The 20,511-nt window shown below is 32.5% G+C and carries 9 protein-coding genes; 5 read left to right on the forward strand and 4 right to left on the reverse strand.

Annotated elements, in window-relative coordinates:
* The first annotated feature begins 11 nt into the window (after positions 1-11).
* From Q0820_RS02065 to Q0820_RS02085, 5 genes are all read left to right on the forward strand, one after another.
* On the forward strand, positions 12-1,538 hold the full coding sequence (locus Q0820_RS02065; protein WP_298484634.1) for a RagB/SusD family nutrient uptake outer membrane protein: 1,527 nt from the start codon (positions 12-14) through the stop codon (positions 1,536-1,538).
* A 409-nt stretch (positions 1,539-1,947) separates the two neighbouring features.
* Positions 1,948-4,992: a TonB-dependent receptor gene (locus Q0820_RS02070; RefSeq protein ID WP_298484635.1), complete on the forward strand. Its 3,045-nt coding sequence runs from the start codon at positions 1,948-1,950 to the stop codon at positions 4,990-4,992.
* Positions 4,993-5,026: 34 nt separating this feature from the next.
* Complete coding sequence (locus Q0820_RS02075) at positions 5,027-6,619, forward strand: RagB/SusD family nutrient uptake outer membrane protein (RefSeq protein ID WP_298484637.1); 1,593 nt, start codon at positions 5,027-5,029, stop codon at positions 6,617-6,619.
* Between the two features lie 162 nt (positions 6,620-6,781).
* Positions 6,782-10,123 (forward strand): VCBS repeat-containing protein, encoded by a 3,342-nt coding sequence (locus Q0820_RS02080; protein WP_298484639.1) that lies wholly within the window; start codon positions 6,782-6,784, stop codon positions 10,121-10,123.
* Positions 10,124-10,126: 3 nt separating this feature from the next.
* The gene (locus Q0820_RS02085) at positions 10,127-11,749 is read left to right on the forward strand and encodes a hypothetical protein (protein ID WP_298484643.1); all 1,623 of its coding nucleotides are present in this window, start codon (positions 10,127-10,129) and stop codon (positions 11,747-11,749) included.
* A 120-nt stretch (positions 11,750-11,869) separates the two neighbouring features.
* Here Q0820_RS02085 and Q0820_RS02090 read toward each other — a convergent pair whose 3' ends face one another.
* From Q0820_RS02090 to Q0820_RS02105, 4 genes are all read right to left on the reverse strand, one after another.
* On the reverse strand, positions 11,870-13,450 hold the full coding sequence (locus Q0820_RS02090) for a hypothetical protein (RefSeq protein WP_298484645.1): 1,581 nt from the start codon (positions 13,448-13,450) through the stop codon (positions 11,870-11,872).
* A 9-nt stretch (positions 13,451-13,459) separates the two neighbouring features.
* Entirely contained in the window at positions 13,460-15,172 is a 1,713-nt protein-coding gene (locus Q0820_RS02095) for a RagB/SusD family nutrient uptake outer membrane protein (RefSeq protein ID WP_298484647.1), read from the reverse strand.
* A gap of 21 nt (positions 15,173-15,193) precedes the next feature.
* On the reverse strand, positions 15,194-18,286 hold the full coding sequence (locus Q0820_RS02100) for a TonB-dependent receptor (RefSeq protein WP_298484649.1): 3,093 nt from the start codon (positions 18,284-18,286) through the stop codon (positions 15,194-15,196).
* Positions 18,287-18,644: 358 nt separating this feature from the next.
* Positions 18,645-20,270: a hypothetical protein gene (locus tag Q0820_RS02105; RefSeq protein WP_298484651.1), complete on the reverse strand. Its 1,626-nt coding sequence runs from the start codon at positions 20,268-20,270 to the stop codon at positions 18,645-18,647.
* Between the last annotated feature and the right edge of the window lie 241 nt (positions 20,271-20,511).

The raw sequence follows: 20,511 nt of genomic DNA on the forward strand, positions 1-20,511 counted from the left end.
AAAAAGAAAGTATGAAAACAATAAATAAAACAAAAATAGTAAAAAGTACTCCGCTATTGGCGCTGTTCTTTTTATTTGCAACAACCTTTATGGTTCAAAGTTGTGCGGATTTAGATCCAGATTTAACCGAGTTCGCCTCACCACCAGGATCATACTTGAGCTTGGATGATATGAATTCAGGTATCATAGGAGTATATGGTCAAGTAACATTAGCTGCTCGTATGACTACATTTTATGCCCCAGCTTGGGCTGGTGATGATATGACCACCCATAGAGCACTTAATAAGGCAGATTTTAGAGAATTTGATCAAAGAGCGGTACAATCTTCAAATAATAGACTTTTAAGAAACTGGAACGCCATTTACGATGCCGTTAATGCAATTAATGGAGTTTTAGCACGCTCTGAAGGCTTAATTGATGCTGAAGGTATAAATCAAGATGTATTGCAAATTCAATTAGGTGAAGCTTATTTTCTAAGAGGCCTCCTTTTTAATCAATTGGCTCGCGTTCACGGTAGAATAGCATTGCCACTAACACAAGTTCCACCACCAGATATTTCAAGGTCTTCTTTAGAAGAGGTTTACACTCAAATTGAATCCGATTTTTTGGCTGCCGAACAAAGATTACCTGAAGTGTATCCAGGTACTTTACCTGGAGCTCCAAGACCTAACAAAGGTTCCGCTAAAGCATTTTTAGCACGTTTATATATGGACTGGGGCGGATTTCCTATTAAAGACAATAGTAAATATGCACTAGCAGCAAGTACAGCCAAAGACGTAATTGACAACGCAGGAACCTATGGTTTTGGTTTGGTTGATGATTTAGAGGATTTATGGACAGTTGCAGGTCGTTTTAACCAAGAATCACTTTTTACAATAGCGTATTGTAAAGGTTGTCCTGACAATAGTCTGGCCAATAGAAAATTTTCTCGATTAGGTTTACCTGCCGATTTAGGGGGATGGAATGAAACTTTCGCTGAAATCAAATTTTTTGAAGATTTCCCAGAAGGCGCAAGAAAAGAAGCAACTTATAGAACCGATTTAGACTATACACAATTCAATGCTCAAAAAAGTCCTGTTTTTAAGAAAATTACTGGTCCAATAGGTGATTTAAATCCACGTGATTTCTTAACTGAGAGAAATGACTTTTTAATGCGTTACGCAGAAATTTTATTAATCTATGCGGAAGCTTCTGGGCTTTCTGGAAACGTTACAGCAGATTCCTGGGAAGCATTAAATAAAATTAGAAGAAGAGCTGCCGGGTTACCTTTTGACACTCCAGACTCAAGTGTAGATGTTATTACTGGAGACATTGCGGATTTAGCATTTACGGAACGTAAATGGGAATTTGCTGGAGAATATGTGCGGTGGTTTGATCTTGTGCGAAGGGAAAAAGTTGCGGAAGTACTTGGTGTTAGAGATGACGTAGCTGGTCCAATTCCAGAACACAACCCAATTATTGGGAGTTTGGAAACCAGTAATTATTTAGCTCCTATTCCTGCAGATGCAGTTGATAGAAATCCTAATCTAGCAAACTAAAATTAGAGTTAGTTTTTTATTGAAAAAGGTTGAGACAATATTGTCTCAACCTTTTTTATTTTATAAAATACAATTAGACAAATAAACTACATTCAAAATTACAAGACTAACTCTTCCCTACCACAAAATTAATTTTAGGCAAAAAAACCAATAATTTAAAATCAATACTGCACAAAAAACAGCTTAATAATGCGATTTTTCTTGTTTTTTTAAGAGTTGTCTATTTATTGTCTAGGAATAAATTTCTATAACATTTGCCTCTATCCTACATTTACAAATAGAATTTTTAACTCTATATACTATCCACAAAGTGTAGAAATAGAAATTCAAATTAACTAAAGAATATTGCTGTTACCCAACAGTAATATTCTAAATACTCAAACAATTTATTAACTCAAAACAAATGATTATGAAAAAAAGATTTAATGATCTATTAAGAAACAGTTTCCTTTCTGGGCTATTTCTTATGTTCATGGGCATACAGTTATCGTATGCACAACAAACCGTTACTGGTACAGTGACTGATGAACTTGGTCCAGTTGCAGGTGCCAATATTGTAATTAAAGGAACAACTAATGGAACCCAAACAGATTTTGATGGTAACTTTACAATTTCTGCTTCATCTTCCGATGTATTAGTTATCTCTTATTTAGGATATGCTACTCAAAATGTTACTGTAGGCAACAAAACTACTTTGAATATTAAATTAGAAGAGGATGCTAGTCAATTAGAAGAGGTCATAGTAATTGGTTATGGTACAGCAAAGAAAAGTGATTTAACAGGAGCTGTATCAAGGGTAACCACAGAGTCTTTTGAAGCACAACCTATTACTAGGGTAGAAGAAGCATTACAAGGTAGAGCTTCTGGGGTTACGGTTGCAAAAGCAAATGGCCAACCTGGCGCAAATATTAAAGTACGTATACGTGGTGTAAACTCTATTGATGGTGACAACAGCCCTTTAGTTGTAATTGATGGTATTCAAGGAGGAGACTTAACTACACTAAACCCTAATGATATTGCATCAATGGATATTCTAAAAGATGCATCGGCTACTGCAATTTATGGTGTACGTGGTTCTAATGGTGTTATTATTATTACTACTAAAAGAGGGTCTGGAAAAGGAAAGGTAAATGTAGATTTCTTTACTACATTTTCTAAAACTCCAAAGTTTATATCCACATTAGCAGACAATCCTGATCAATTTGCAATTATCGAAAATGAAAGAAGAGTAGCTACCGGAGGTAGTCCAGTTTTTTCAGATACTGAAATTGATAATTTAGCGGCAAATGGAGGTACTAATTACCAACGAGAAATTTTAAAAACAGGTGTAAGTAAGAATCTTCAAATATCTGCAAGTGGTTCCGAAGGAAATATTAGCTATTTCTTATCAGGGAATTATAGAGATGAAGAAGGTATTGTAATAAATACTGGTTTTCAACAACTTTCTGCAAGATCTAATATTAGCGCTCAAGTATCTGATAAATTAAAAGTGGGACTTAATATTTTTGCAAGTAGAGGAGAACTCAAAAATGATGCCCAAGCATTAGGAAATGGACAGGGAAGCTTCATGTACAAAGCCTTAACATGGGATCCTGCGACACCTGTATTTGATGCAGATGGAAATTATAATCTTCGTTCTATAAAAGGTATTGCTTCTTTAAATGACAATCCCGTAAGAACATTAAACGAAACGGACATTAGAGATGTAAATGAAAGGCTTACTACAGCTCTTAATGTAAACTATCAAATTACAGATAATTTTTCTTATACCCTAGTCGCTGGTACTCAGTTAAGAAATTTAAATCGTCAAAGATATGCTGTGGAAGTAGGAGATGATCAATTACCACACACTAGTTTTTTTAACAATAAAACAACATCATATCAGATAACAAATATATTTACTTGGAATAAGGAATTTAATGATATTCATGATATTAAGTTAACTGGGGTTCAGGAATACTCCAATTCTAAATTCATTGGAAATGGATATAATGCTAATGATTTAAGTCTAGATAATAAAACTTTTTATTTTGCAGAACTAGCTCCAAATTCTGGGCAAACTGTTAATAACAGTTTTGCTCCGAGAGAATTGTCATCCTTTATGTTACGTGCAGAATATATTTTAGCTGATGATTTATTTTTAACAGCTACTGGACGTTATGATGCATCTTCGGTTTTTAGAGAAACTAATAGATGGGGGTTCTTCCCTTCTGTAGCTTTAGCATATAGCCTTAATGATTTAATAGAAGATTCTGAAAGTATTAGTAGTTTAAAACTTAGAGCAGGATGGGGACAAGTAGGTAACCAAAATGTAAGCCCTTTTGATACGTACACAACTCCTGCATTTAACAGTTACGCTTTTGATGGTAGCTCTGCACAGTCTGGAACTCGTCTAAATAGAGTTGGTAACCCTGAGTTAACTTGGGAGACAACATCGCAAGTAAATGTTGGTATAGACTTAGGTTTTCAAGGAGGCCGCGGAAATATAACATTAGAAGGATATAAAAAAGTAACAGAAGACATTTTACTACCTGTGGCTTTACCAGATACATTTGGTGGTAATAATTCCCAAATTACAGTAAGTAGAAATGTAGGTGAGGTAGAAAATGTTGGTTTTGACCTAACATTAGGATATGATATTATAGCAACTGATAATTTAAATTGGAATTCTAACTTTTCTTTATCTTATGTAAAAAATGAAGTTACATCTTTATATGATGGCTTAACTGAAATACCAGGAAGGTTTACTGCTCCAGGTGGTCAAGGAAATATTTTAAATGGCATTCAAGTTGGCCAACCATTAGGGCAGTTTTTTGGTGCTACATTCTTAGGTACTTGGAAATCTACCGATAATATCCCAACAAACTCTGCAGGAAATGCTGTTGCGCAACCTGGAGATGCAAAATACTTATTAGATGAAAATAACGAGATAGTATTTGGAGCAATAGGGAATGGTACTCCAGATTTAACATGGGGTTTTAATAACTCTTTAAACTATAAAGCTTGGGATTTAAATGTTTTTTTACAAGGTGTTCATGGCTTTGATGTTTATAATGTTATGCAAGGTGGTATTACTGGTGGCGCAGGTGATTCTAGAAGTTTCTTAGCATCTGATCATGTAAATGCTTGGACTCCAACTAATGAAACAGACATTCCTGCAACTGCTCAATTATATGGTTCTTCTCGTTATGTAGAAAAAGGAGATTTTATAAGATTAAGTAATTTATCTATAGGGTACACGCTTACAGATGTAGCAGGTCTAGAAAATACAAGCCTTAAAATCTATGCTAGCGGACAAAATTTATTCCTAATTACAGATTATAGTGGTTTTGACCCAGAAGCAACTTCTAGAAGAACTAACAATCAAGGAAACCAGGATGCTGCATCTGGTATTAACATTGGTGCTTATCCTAACCCAAGAACACTTTCTTTAGGTGTAAAAGTGGGATTCTAATCTAATTTCAGAAACAAAAAATTATATATAAAATATGAAAACAATAAAATTTTATAAATCATTAAAAGCTAGACTTTTTCTGATTGCCATTATGGTATTCGGATTAACGTTCAATAGTTGCGAACAATTTGACCTAGAAGAAAATCCAACAGAATCATTACTAGCAGTGGTTCCTTATACTAATATTGATGAATTAGACTTAGCGGTTACAGGTATTTACGGGCAGTTAAATAAAGCCGCTTGGATGACAACTTTTTATGTAAATGGTTGGTCTGGAGATGACATGACTACACATAGAGCTAGTAACAAAGCAGATTTTAGAGAATATGACCAAAGAAATGTAGTGCCATCAAATGGTAGAACTATTACTAATTGGAGAGGTGTATATTCTATGGTGTTAGCTGCAAATACCGTTTTAACAAACTTGGAAGGAGTAGCATTAGCAGAAAATACTATGCAAGACCAACTTACTGGTGAAACTCATTTTTTAAGAGGGTTAATGTTTTATCATTTAGCAAGAGTACATGGTAGAATTCCTTTACCACTTTCTATAGAAGTAGACACCGAAATTGGCTTAGCTACACAGGAAGAAGTTTATGCACAAATTGAAAGCGATATGTTAATGGCAGAATCATTACTACCAACCTCTTCTAATGTTGGCGCAACAAGACCAAACAAAGGTTCTGCTAGAGCTATTCTCGCTAGATTATATTTAGATTGGGCAGGATACCCTGTAAAAGACAACAGTAAATACGCGCAAGCAGCTTCTAGTGCGAAACAAGTTATGGACAATGCAGGATCTCATGGTTTTGGTTTGGTAGATGATATGGCTAGTTTATATACTGTTGCTGGAAGAGAAAACATAGAATCTTTATTTACAATTGCATATTGTGCTTCATGCGGACTACCTAACCGTAAACATGGAAAATTAGGATTACCTGGTGGAGCACCTACAAACGGATGGCAAGAAACATTTGCTGAAATTCGTTTTTATGAAGATTTCCCAGAAGGCCCTAGAAAAGATGCAACCTATCATGATGAAATGCCTTTAGATGCAGATGGAAATATGACATCAGATGTAGCAAACGCAGATTCTTTTTTACCATGGACAGAATTTAAAGATCAACAAAACCCAGTTTTTAGAAAAATTGTAGGACCTTTTGAAGAAGGTACATGGAATGGGTTCCAGAGTGACCGTAATGATTATTATATGCGTTATGCAGAATTATTATTAATTTATGCGGAGGCTTCAGGGGAAGCTGGCACAGCCGGAGCAGATGCGTGGGAAGCCCTAAATATGGTAAGAAGAAGAGCTGGTCTTACAGACGTTAGCGCAGCGGACGGAACCATACAAGACCTAGCATACCAGGAACGTAAATGGGAACTTGCTGGAGAATATTTAAGATATAACGATTTAGTACGTAAAGAACAAGTGGAAGCTGCATTAGGTGGCACATCAAGAGACCCACAAACTACTATAGGAACTATGTTTGATAATGATGGAAACCCAACCCCTACTCCATTAACAGAACCTTCTAACCCTATTTTAGGGACATTAGATCAGAGTAATTATTTTGCACCTATCCCACAATCTGAAATAGATAGGTTACCAAATCTAGCAAACTAAATGTTGTATTAAGTTAGTTTTATATTTTTTAAAATTCACAGCGGTAAGGAAACACTATAACCTTATCGCTGTGTTATTTTTATATACTTTAAAAAACAATTTTACCACTACATTCAACTACAATATTTTTCTTTGTATTTTTAGTTTATAAACTCCACCTCAATGAATTTTTACAATCTTCTTTCTAAACTTAGAATAACTTACTTCTTTATTGCTCTATTAACTATTACTAGTAGTTCCTGCAAAAAAGATAAAAAAGTGGTTAAAAAAGAAACTGCTAAAAAAATTAAAGTATTTGAAACTGTGCCAAGTAATAAATCTGGCATCACATTTACAAATACCTTAGAAGAAACCTTAGAATCTAACTATTACCAATATTTATACACCTACATTGGAGGAGGTGTAGCTGCAGGCGATATTAATGATGATGGTTATGTAGATTTATATTTTACTTCCAATTCTTCAGAAGATAAATTATATCTTAATCAAGGAGGTTTATTTTTCAAAGATATTACAGAAGAAGCTGGCATTACATTTAATAACGGATTTAACACTGGTGTTACTATGGCCGATGTTAACCAAGATGGTTTTTTAGATATATATGTATCTAGAGGAGGTTGGAAAGATGATGAGAATAAATTTGCCAATCTACTTTATATAAATAATGGCGATTTAACTTTTACAGAAAGCGCAAAAAAGCATGGACTTGACGATGCAAACCGAACCATACAAACCACCTTTTTTGATTTTGATAATGATAATGACTTAGATGCTTATGTTTCTAATAGTCCTGATATATCTGGTAAAGCACAAATAACCAATTTAGACAAAATTCATGCAGACCCAAAAACATTAAATCTAAAAGGAAGCGATAGGCTATATGAAAATGATGGCAGTGGTAATTTTAAAGACATCTCCAAAAAAGCTGGTTTATTAAATGATATTGGCTTTGGACTAAACCCAATTATTGGAGATTTAAATAATGATGGCTTTCAAGACATATACGTTTGTAATGATTTTAATTACCCTGACTTAGCATATATTAATAATGGAAATGGAACTTTTACAGAGTCTAGAGATAAATTATTAAAACACATGTCTTTTAATAGTATGGGTAGTGATTTAGTAGATATTAATAATGATGGTTTTTTAGATTTAATGACTTTAGACATGAACCCCGAAGACTATATAAGATCCAAAACAACTATGGGAATGACTTCTATTTCTAGTTTTGAAGATATGGTTAAAAAAGGGTACCATTACCAGTACATGCACAATATGTTACAATTAAATAATGGTAATGGAACTTTTAGTGAAATTAGTAAAATGGCAGGTATTGCTAATACAGATTGGAGTTGGTCTTTACTTTCTGCAGATTTTGATTTAGATGGTTTTAATGATATTTATATTACAAATGGTGTTTATAGAGACGTTATAGATCGTGATAAAAACAATGAAATTCTAGAAATTTTAAGAGCAAATAAAAGAAAGCCAACAAAAGAAGATTTTTTAAAATTTGCCAAAATGTTGCCACAACAAAAGCTATCAAATTATATATTTAAAAACAACGGAGATAGAACTTTTACAGATGCTACGGAAGATTGGTCTAATACCAAACCTACATTTTCTAACGGAGCTACCTATGCCGACTTTGATAATGATGGCGATTTAGATATTGTTGTAAATAACATTAATGAAGAAGTTACTTTTTTAAGAAATACTACTATAGAACAAAAAAGAATCTATTTTTTAAAGATTGACTTGGCTGGTCCTGAAAAAAACTTTTTTGGGGTAGACACAAAAGTTAATTTATATTTTAAAGACGGTTCTATACAAACAAGACAGGTTACTAATTCTAGAGGGTTTCTTTCTTCTACCCCTACAACACTTCATTTTGGAATAAATAAAAATATGTCTGTTCAGAAACTTGAAGTTATTTGGCCCGATGGTAAAACTCAAATTTTAAATGATGTAAAAGCAAATCAATCCTTATTACTAAATTATGCTTTTGCTATAGAAAAAGAAGAAAAAGAGATACCTAAAAAAACCATTTTTAATGCTGTAGAAACAAATATAGAGCATAAGGATCCTTATTTTAATGATTATGATTTACAAGTACTTTTACCACACAAACTTTCGCAAACTGGTCCTTCTGTTGCTAAAACAGATTTAAATAAAGATGGATATGACGATATTTTTATAGGCGGTGGAAAAGGACAACCAGCACAACTTTTATTTGGAAGACCTAATTCTAAATTTACCAAAAAAAATATTCCTGATTTTGATAAAGATAAAGGTTACGAAGACCAAAGCGCCATATTTTTTGATGCAGATAATGATGGTGATGAAGATTTATATGTGGTAAGCGGCAGTTATGAATTTTTTAGATCGCCTACCCTACTCCAAGATCGTTTATATATAAATACTGGAGGTGGTAATTTTAAACGAGATTTAGGTTCACTACCTAAAATACAAAGTTCGGGATCTATTGTAACTGCGTCGGATTATGATAAAGATGGGGATATAGATTTATTTATTGGCGGTAGAGTTGTCCCTGGAGAATACCCATATGCCCCAAATAGCTATTTACTTATTAATGAAAATGGGGTATTTAAAAACTACATTAAAGAAATTAGCCCAGAATTAGAAAAAATTGGCATGGTAACCAGCGCACAATGGGTAGATATAAATAACGACAATAAAATAGATTTAGTAGTTACAGGAGAATGGATGGGAATAGAAATCTTCATTAACAAAAACAACAAACTTACAAAAACCAAAGACTATGCTACACTCCATAATAGCGTAGGATGGTGGAACAAGATATTTGTAGAAGACATTGATAATGATGGAGACAAAGATATTATTGCAGGAAACTTAGGGCTTAATTATAAATTCCATGCATCTGCAGAAAAACCTTTTCATATATATACAACAGATTTTGATTTTAATGGTACAGAAGACATTGTATTGGCAAAAAACTATAATGGAAGAGAGGTTCCTATACGTGGTAAAGGCTGTATGACGCAACAATTGCCTCACCTCGCTAGGAAAATTCCATCCTATACGGATTTTGCAAACAAAGATGTAAAGGACATTGTTGGCAAACGCATAGAATCTGCCTTACACTACCAAGCAACAGAATTTAAATCTGGTATTTTTATTAATAATGGCAGTAATGGTTTTTCTTTTGAGCCTTTTGCTAATGTAGCACAACAATCTCCTATAAACAGTATTATTTATCATGATTTTGATAAAGATGGTCTAAAAGATTTATTACTAGCAGGAAACAATTATATGTCCGAAGTAGAAACAACTAGATCAGATGCTGGTGTAGGCACTTATTTAAAAGGAGCTACAAACGGGAGTTTTAAATATATTAATAATACAGAATCTGGTTTTTATGCCAATAAAGATGTAAGGTCTGTTATTATGTTAAACAATGAAACCTTGATGATAATTAATAATAACGATTATCATGAAATGTATCGAATAAAAAAATAAGATATGTTTTCAAAAAAAATTGCTGCCAATTTACTACTCGTACTTCTATGTATAGCTACATTTTCGCAAAGCTATTCCCAAGAGGAAGACAGTACATTAAAAGCATTTAATAGAGCCATTGAAATTAGATACCATAATCCAGATAGCACACTATACTTATTAGAAAAAGTATATAAAGAATCCTTAATTAAAGGAGACACTTTAAGAGCGGTAAACGCTCTTTTAGAAATGCCAAATATTGATGGTCAATTATTAGATTATTCTAAAACGTATGATGACCTATGGCAGGCTTTATTCCTTTCTGAAAATTTAAACAATCCTAAATTAACAGCTACCATTTACGGTTATTTAGGTCGTGTACATAGTTATTTTAAGAGAAAAGAAAAGGCTTTTCAGTATTTAAACACGTCATTAAACCTAAAAAAAGATTTAGTACAAAAAAAGGCAATAGACAAAAGTGAATTAACTTATAACTACTACACTATTGTTGCTACACATAGAGAAACTAACCAACATGTTCTAGGAAGAAAATACTTAGACAGTTGCCTACTTTACGCAAACCCATTAAATTCTCCTATTGATATTACGTATTTAAAGTTTGAAGAAGCTTTTATTTTGTTAAAAGAAAACAAGCTTAATGAAGCATTGGCTTTGTTTAATGAAATTGAACCTTGGTTTATAAAAAATAGGCCTTCTTATTTGGTTTTAGTATACACCTATTGGGGAGATACTTTTAAAGCAATGAATCTGGTTAAAAATTGCGAAAAAATGTATCACAAAGCTTTAGATATATCTAAAAGCTATAATAGTCATAAAGACTTTACTGTCCTTATTCATGAAAGGTTGTCGGATTTTTATTTAGAACATGGAAATTATAAAAAATCTTATGTTCATTTAAAAAATGCAAAGAATTTAGACGCCTTATTTTTTGATAGTAGAAGTGAAAAAAACAAATCCTTTTTAGGCATAAGAGATGAATACAGGATAGAAAAGGAAAGACAAGAGAAAGTAATTCAAAAACAACGCCTAGCACAACTAGAACAAGAGGACAAAATATCTTTATTACAAAGAATTATCTTATTAGGATCCTTAATTTTTGGTATTCTTATAGGTTTAATTTATGTAAAACAACTCAGAATTGAACACAAAGCAGAAAAATCATTAATTAGAAAAAACAAAAGGTTAGAAATACAAAAAGCTAAAGAATTACTAGAGTTAAAAAACAAAGAATTAGCAGCTTCTGCTCTTCAACTTGTTGAAAAAGATGAATTTTTAAGGCAATTAAAAAACAATCTAAAAGAGAGTAAAAATAATACCAATACTACCGAAATAAATAAAGTTATTAAGTCTATTTCTATTAGTAATGACCAAAGTTGGGAAGAATTTAAACTAAGGTTTACGGCAGTAAATGAAAAATTTTACAAAACACTAACTTCCCAATTTCCTAAACTAAGTCAAGGAGACCAAAAAATATGTGCTCTTATTAAACTAAATTTCTCCAGTAAGGATATGGCTCGCTTGTTAGGTATTTCTGTGGAATCTGTACATACTACAAGATATAGGTTACGCAAAAAAATGGGATTACCAAGAAGTACCAATTTAGAAAACTTTATTGCATCTATTTAATACCTTTCTTTAAACAAAAAGTTACCTAAATAAGTATAGAATAAAAAAAGCCCTTAAATGACTCAACTCATTTAAGGGCTCAACTTACTTAATTTAAAACTACTAACTCAACTACTTTTTTTATGGTCTAGTTGTAAGCTTTACAACCGAGATATTATCCATATATAATTTTACAGGTAAAGAATTACCATTATTTATTCCACGAATCATATAGTTTACTTCACCAGATTCTGCAAACTGTACTATGGTAGAACTATATACCCATTCCCCTATTACAAAATCATCAGTAAGAGCTGGATTAGGTGCTATTCCCCAGTCCGTTCCTGGTGCCCAGTAAAATCTAAGATCAGGAGTTTCTCCTCCATTAATTTCTCCTAAATCTGTAACATATACCCATACACCCATTTCATATCTCTCTCCAGATTCTACAGGGAAAGTAAGGTCATTTCCTGCGGCATCTCTATGACCAATAATCATTCCTCCATTTGGTCTAAACTCTAAATAAGCACTACTACTACCATCTTGAGCTTGATCTCCAGAAATTGCAAAATCATATTCTCCCCATTGGCCTCCCCACCATAAATACGGCCAATTGGCAGCTGTTGAAGTTTCAAAACTATAATCTACAGAAGTATTCTTTAAAATATTTTCTCCTTGCGCAAATACTAATTCCGCATCTGTTAAAGCATCTGCAGCAACACCATCTAAAGTAGTTAACGCCCCTGGTGTATAAGAGACTTTTATAATATCATCATTATAAATTGTTTCTCCATCCAATTCTAAAATAACAATATTACCATCTACAGCATCTACAGAAACTTTAGAGATTGCAGGATTAAGAACAGCCCCTGCAGTAGTTTCTATTGTTACTGCAAAATCATTTTTATTTAAAGAACTTTCATCCATTTCTCTGCTGTATTCTATAGCTATGTTAACCTCTTTGTTTGTTACTTTATCTACCACTACTGGTTCTGTAGAAGGAATTACTTTAATAAACTTTTTAATGTTAACAGTATCTGCACCTCCTGGTCTTGCTCTTGAAGCAATAAATTGCAAATCCCAAGATCCAACTTTATTATATCTTACATCTGCTGCTCCACCTGGATTAGTTATCTGGTTAGGTTTCCCTCCATCTAAATTCCAAACAAAATTACTTGGCTCTCCTTGAGATTCATATGTTAGTTGGATGTATTTACTTGCCGTAAGTACATTTTCAGCATTATCAGACATATTTAACTCAGCCCCAACACTTCCATCATCATTTAAATAATGTGCTTTAAGAACAGATGAAATAGGTCCCAAAACTGTAACAACTATAGTAGTATCTAGCACTTTTCCTTCAATAGGAGTGGTACTATCTTCATTTGGATAAACATTTCCTTTAAACACTTGATTAAGTGTTACATTATGCTCCCCAGGAATGCTAAAAAATCCTTTTATCACATCTTTACTACTAGTATTTCCTTTTTCACCAACTATAGTTGCCCCTTCAGGAAAAGTCCATGTTCTAGATTCTATTCCTCTAGAAATATCACCAAAATCTATATGACCACCAACATTAATAGTATTTTCAACACTGGCTTCAGAAGTAACAATAACTCTATGGTTAGCCTCTACTATTTCTATATCGTTTTCTTCATCACAGGCCATAAATGATATGGTTGCTATGAAAACTAACATTATTTTTTTTATGTTTTTCATAATATTTAATTATAAATTATCATTTGTTTGCAATTCCTGAGAAGGAACAGGGAAATAATTATGCTTAGCTGGATCATAATTAGCTGAAGACAGTACAAAGTCTGGTCTAATTCTACCTGGAATATTTAATGGAGGAGCATTATATACCTCATCCGTATTTGCCAAACGCCAAACTTCATCTGCATTTAATTCATCAAACACTTCTTTTACAATACCCCAACGTACTAAATCTTTCCATCTATGTCCTTCAAAACACAACTCCACAGCTCTTTCTACACGTTGTAAGTGTGTTAATACTGTTTCTGCACTAGCAGTAACCATGGGTTGCGCCCCATGTACTTGCGTACTTACATGTAATTGAGGAAATGTTCCTCCATTATCATCCATATATTGTTGCAATGTTATTACTCCCGCTCTACTTCTTATCATATCTATATATTCTATGGCGGTAGCAAAATCTCCATTTGCTTCAATAAGTGTTTCTGCATACATTAGTAAAACATCAGCATATCTAATATGTCTAAAGTTTATACCAGATCTGCTTTGCGCTGGTTCTGCAGATAAATGGTACCAATTTGAATGCTTTTTCACATAGGCACTTTGTCCAAATCCAAAGCCTTTTACTTCATCAGATTCAAAGCCATAATACTGTCCTTCCATACCTCTAACAGCAATTGTAGAGTTCATTCTTCTAGATTCAACATTACCATCATTAATAGGGTTTGTAGTATCTACTTCATCGTACACTAACATTTCATGTAAATTATAGGATGCCAAAACAGTATTAAAGGCTCCATAGTTTAATTGACCAACTGCAGTTGCCAAAGTACTAGACTCTGCACCAGATTCATTTACATTATCATCAACCGCAGCACCAGGTACTCCAGGAGCTATATCAAAAGAATAATTTACTTCAAAAATAGATTCTGAATTAAATTCGTTTTCATGTTGAAAATTATCTTCAATATTAGCTGTTAAACTGTATACATTAGAATCTATAACTTCTTTAAATAAATCTCTTGCTGCTGGGAAGTCTTTATCATATAAGTAAACTTTTCCAAGAAGAGAAGTAGCAGCTCCCCATGTAGCCCTACCTACATCTGATCCATCCCAGGTCTGTGGCAAATTATTCTTAGCAAATACTAAATCTGGAATTATAATTGCTTCATTAATCTCTGCTATTGTAGAAAATGGCTTTGAACGATCTTCAGCAGTTTCTGCTACTTTATCATGTATCATACCTCCGCCGTAAGTATGTGCTAATTGAAAATAAAAGAAAGCTCTTAAAAAACGTGCTTGCGCTTCAATTTCTACTTTAGAATTTCCAAGAAATATATCATTTTCTGCTTCTTGAATAAATTGAATTACTTGATTGGCTCTAAAAATACCTATGTAAAGTTCATTCCACTTATCTGTTACATGATATAAACTTGCATTATAAGTTAAATTTCTAAAAGCATTAGGTCTATACCAAGATTCTGTTCCTGCAATATCTCCCATTACAAACTCGTGTTGTAGCAATCCGCCACTAACGCTTTGAAATTGTAATGCAGAATACACCGTAGTTAAAGCACTATTAAATTGCTTCTCAGACTCCCAAAAGGTCTCTGTTGTTATGGCATTGGGGTTAATTTCTTCCAAAAAACTATCTTCGTTACATCCTATAAAAAATAGAGAACATACGCAGATTGCTATTGAAATTTTATTTTGTAATAATTTCATAGTTGATAATTTTTTTATTTTTTAAAAACTTAATTGAGCACCTAACATAAATTGACGGCTAACAGGATAATTACCGCGATCCACGCCACGGAAAAATAGCCCATCTCCACCAACTTCTGGATCATAACCATCGTAATTAGTAAATGTAAAAGGGTTCACAGATGTTACATAAATTCTCGCCTTTTTAATACCACTTTTTTCTAAATCAGGAATAGTATACCCAACAGTAAGTGATCGTATTCTTAAGTAAGTACCATCTTCTAAAAACAAGTTAGAACCGGCTCTTACATTAGAATGAAATGAATTTTGTCTGAAAGTAGGAATATCAGAAGTTGGGTTTTGTGGACTCCACATGTTTACTAAATCTTTGTGTCTTCCTCCGCTATAAGCATATAATTTTGCTCCATTAAATACTTCTGCTCCATATGATAGGTAACTTTGAATACCAAAATCAAAACCTTTATAATTCATATCTAATCCTAGTCCAGCTTCAAATTCTGGCTGACCAGAACCCGAGTATGCTCTATCATTCTCATCAATAATATCATCATTGTTTACATCTTTATACCTTATATCTCCCAACTGAGGAGTACTAACACTCCTTAAATCTAATTGCGTGTATTCATCTAGTTCTTCTTGGGTTTTAATAACACCATCTTCTTGATATAAGAAAAATGCTCCCGCCTCATAACCTTCTGCTAAGAAAGTGGTGAATTCTGTATTAGGACCACGAGAAATAAGTGGTCTACCATTAGCATACCCTCTTTCTACTCCATTTAAATCTAAAACTTCGTTTCTGTTTTTTGTAAAAGTTCCGTTTAAACTATACTTAAAATCATTACCTATTTGGCCTTTATAATTTATAGATATTTCTATACCCTCATTAACCATATTACCTGCATTCACAAATATTTGATCATATGTACCTGAAGCTCTTGGTTGCGAAGTTCCTGTTGAAGCAGGAATACTTTGCCCCAATAACATATCTTTTTTATCATTTTGATATACTTCTGCTGTCAAGCTTAATTTATCTTTAAATAAGGATAGATCTAAACCTATATTCTTAGAAATTGTAGTTTCCCATTTAATATTTGGGTCTACATAACGTCTTTGCGTTTGTCCAAATAATAAATCTTCATCTGTTCCAAATGGATAATTAGCACCTGCCTCAATAAGAGGTGTAAATAAATAAGAAGGAATTCTATTGTTTCCAACTTCAGCCCAACTTGCTCTTAACTTTAAATTACTAACCGCTGGAATATTAAACCAATTTTCTTGATGAATGTTCCATCCTGCAGAAAAACCAAAAAAGTCTCCATACCTATTTGCTTTAGAGAATTTTGATGAACCATCTCTTCTATAACTGGCCGATAATAAATATTTATCATCATAGTTATATTGGATTCTTGCCAATTTACCAGAAAGAGTACTTGTTTCATTATATGTAGCAGGTTTAATTCCTTCTGCTCCAGAACCTAAAGTTTGCAAACTATTACTTGAGTTATCACTAAAAACAACCCCTACTCTTACATCTTCACGATTAAACTCTTCGTATGATAGTACTCCTGTAAAATTTAGCTTATGCTTATTTAACGCAATAGAATAATTAAGAACATTTTCTATTGTACTTCTTTCTGTAGTATTATGAGTTTCATCTAATAATGCTTGAGGTACTGATGCAGTTTCATTTAAAGTTCCATCACCTCGGATAGCCAAATATTGAGGTCTAAAGAATTTTCTGAAATATTTTGAATCATTTCTACCAAGATTTATACTGTATGTTAAACCATCTGCAATTTCATAATCTAACTTAAGAGCTAAATTTGTTCTTTTAGTTTCTCTTTCATCTATATTATTTAAAGTACGAGATATAAAGCTGTAAAAAATATCATTATCTACGCTCTCGTCTAGCAAAAAACTATTTTCTCCCGCACTAGGAATTTCATTAAATGGTCTTGCCCAAGGAGCTTGCCCAATACTATATTCATATAATGCAAATGGCTCTTGGTCTCTATTCTCAACAGTATAACCTACCGAAGCAAATGCCTTAAACTTACCTTTTGTAAACTGCCCTGTAAGTCTATTAGACAATCTATTAAAACCGGAATTTATTAATACCCCTTCTTGTTTAAAGTAATTAGTATTAAAGTTTAAAGTTAAATTCTCAACCCCTCCAGAAATATTAATCCCATGGTTTTGAATTATTGCATTATTATTTTGAACATCAGGAACAAATTCCGTATCAAAATCTAAAGCATTTGGATTAAAGAAAAATGTTTGCGGTTGATTTCCTAATTGCTCTGTTACTACCTCTAAGGCATACAACTGCTCTACCGTATTCATTAATGGAGTACCTGAAGTAATATTCTGAACTCCAGTATATGAGTTAACATCAACCTGTACTTTACCTGCTTTTCCTTTTTTAGTAGAAATTAAAATAACACCATTAGATGCTCTATTACCATAAATTGAAGTTGACGCCCCATCCTTTAAAACATCAATACTTTCAATTTGTTCTGGTGCAATATTTGGATTCCCTTCATAAGGAATTCCATCAACAACATAAAGAGGCTCCAAACCTGCACTAAGAGAACCTAATCCACGAATTTGAATATTCGCAGACTCTCCTGGTCTACCACTTGCGGCTTGCACATTTATACCAGCAACCTTACCTTGTATTGCTGCACCTAAATCAGAAACCGCAGTTTTAATAATTTCATCTGCCTTAAGGTTAGCAACAGCTCCAGTAACCTCTTTTTTCTTTTGTGTACCGTAACCTACTACTACCACCTCTTCCAAAGCTTCGGTGTCTGTAAATAACTTTACATTAATAGTAGAACTATTTACCGTCTTCTTTAGTGTTTTAAATCCTATATAGGAAAAAACCAAAACAGCTCCATTTTTTGCAGATACAGTGTAATTACCATCAATATCTGCTACCGCACCTGTTGTTGTACCTTCTACAACGACACTTACTCCTGGCAAAGGTAATCCTAGGTCATCTACAACTTGACCGCTAACATTTTCTTGCGCATACACTTTAGGAATACACAAGAATAGAAAAAACAACATTATAAAAAATGCGTTCCTCCACAAATCATTAATTCTTTTCATAAAATTGAGAGTTAGTTAATTTAAATTTTACGAAACACACAATATAAACACTAATACATTATGATATTCGCATTATAATGATGCTAAATTAGGAATTACATTATTTTTATGAAGCATTTAACACTTAACCAAAACTTAACATTTTAGATATTTTCGACCATTTGTCAAGTAAAATCAAAACAAAATAACTGAACTTGACAAAATTTAGAACATTCGACAAAAAAATAGTCATACACCATTAAAGTGTATATTTTGTTGTGGAAGCAGTAAAACTTACACCTAAATTTTACTTAAAAATGTAGAATAATTGATATAAACCTGTTCAGGTTTTAGTAATAAATGATTATTGACAAGAATTCTAGAAGGTTGCAATAAAATCTACTAGGTTCTCCCCTCTTTTCAATTGTAGTTTTTTTCTTAATCTATGTCTAGAAGTATGGACACTTTCAATAGTAATACCTAATAAAGAAGACATTTCTTTACTAGAGAAATCTAATTTAACTAAAGCGCAAAGTTTAAGGTCTGTTTGGCCCAAATCTGGGAATTTATCTCTAATTTTTTTATAAAAACTTTGATTTATAGAAGTAAATCTTGCTTCAAACTCTTTCCAATTGCTTCCTGGAGAGCTCTGAATACCTTTAAGCATCCTATTTATTGTTCTAACATCAATAGTATCACTTTTAGAAATACTTTGCTTTAACTTTATAATAAACTCCTCTTTCTCTATTAATTGCAACGCAGAAGCTGTAAGTTCTCTATTCTTGAGCTCCATTACCTCCTTGGTCTTTTGTTTTTCTAAACGTCTTTTCTCCAATAAAGTTTCTTTTTCTAGCTTATGTTTTCTTCGCAAATTTCTAAAGAATAGAATACTGTATAGTAATATAAAAAGTACTACAACTCCCATTAAAATGTTCTGCAAAAATCCAATTCTTTTTTCGTCTTCTAACTTTTCAATTTGCCTCTCTTTTTGTAGAGCTTTTTCATTTTCCTTTTGAAGCCTATATTTATCATTTATCTCAAAAAGGTGGTTATTATGTTCACTTGTTCTTCCAAATATTTTTTCATTTACTTTGGCAGCAATGTTTCTATGATAATACGCTTTTTCATATTCTTGTTGTTTAGAATATATATTTGCTAAAGATTCATTCCCTTTTAAAATATAATTTGAATGTCGTTTATAATCATTTGTCAAAGCCAAGGTATTTTTATACGCTTCAATGCTTTTATCTAAATTGCCATTTTTCTCATGTACCTGACCATATAAATAATTTATTATAATCATGTAAGATGGATTATTTTCTTTAAAATAATCGGAAGCCTCATCTAAAAGCGCTATTCCTTTTTCATATTCCCCAGAAAAACCTTTAACGTAACCCAATTCTGAAACTAAATAAAAACTACCAGTTCCCAGCCTATTTTGCAAAGCCTTAGCTCTATCTAAATATTCAGAAGCTTTCTTTAAATCATTCCTAGTTCTATAATAATTTATTAAAGCAAAATACTCACTAAGCAATAAACTCTCATGTATCTTTTTTTCTTTAAGTAATTGTTTATTTAAGGACAATGCAAGTTCAAAATATTTTAAAGCCTCTTCATCTCTTCTAAAGAATAAATATAGCCAACCTAATCCTTGATAAATTTTTGGTTTCAACTTTTCGTTGTTAGACTTATCTGCTAAAATTAATGCCTTCCAATACCCTTCATAAGCATTACCGTAATCTAAATTATGGCCATAATAATAAGACAATTCACAAATTGTATACACAAGGTTTACAGTATCTTTTTCTGCGGAATAATATGTAATTCCTTCATTTAAGTGAAAAAAAGCGTCTTCCGATTTTTCTGCACTAAACAACCTCGCTTTATCAACATACTTGTTAATACTAAAAGGCTTTTGAGCCTTAGTATATGAACTAAAAAATACCGCAAAAAAAATGCAACATAAAGAATTTACAGTAAAAAAATTATGACTAATTACTTTCACATATTTTAACCCTACACACATAGCTCAACAATTTGTTATATTATTTATTCCAAAAAAAACTAAACTCACAAATAGTTGCTACTAAACATCCAAAATGCAACATATTATAATCCAATATAATATTTGTTCAGTTATATCTCATTAAAATTGAGGATTTTTATAAAATGTTGAGTTTTTATCTAGTAGCAAATTCATATATTTTTCACCATATATATTCATATTTGCGAAAACTAAAGCGCAC

The sequence above is a fragment of the uncultured Maribacter sp. genome (assembly GCF_947495965.1).
Classification (GTDB): domain Bacteria; phylum Bacteroidota; class Bacteroidia; order Flavobacteriales; family Flavobacteriaceae; genus Maribacter_B.

Coding starts and splice junctions, on each gene's coding strand:
- Q0820_RS02065 (WP_298484634.1), top strand. CDS start 12: ATGAAAACAATAAATAAAACAAAAATAGTAAAAAGTACTCCGCTATTG.
- Q0820_RS02070 (WP_298484635.1), top strand. CDS start 1,948: ATGAAAAAAAGATTTAATGATCTATTAAGAAACAGTTTCCTTTCTGGG.
- Q0820_RS02075 (WP_298484637.1), top strand. CDS start 5,027: ATGAAAACAATAAAATTTTATAAATCATTAAAAGCTAGACTTTTTCTG.
- Q0820_RS02080 (WP_298484639.1), top strand. CDS start 6,782: ATGAATTTTTACAATCTTCTTTCTAAACTTAGAATAACTTACTTCTTT.
- Q0820_RS02085 (WP_298484643.1), top strand. CDS start 10,127: ATGTTTTCAAAAAAAATTGCTGCCAATTTACTACTCGTACTTCTATGT.
- Q0820_RS02090 (WP_298484645.1), bottom strand. CDS start 13,450: ATGAAAAACATAAAAAAAATAATGTTAGTTTTCATAGCAACCATATCA.
- Q0820_RS02095 (WP_298484647.1), bottom strand. CDS start 15,172: ATGAAATTATTACAAAATAAAATTTCAATAGCAATCTGCGTATGTTCT.
- Q0820_RS02100 (WP_298484649.1), bottom strand. CDS start 18,286: ATGAAAAGAATTAATGATTTGTGGAGGAACGCATTTTTTATAATGTTG.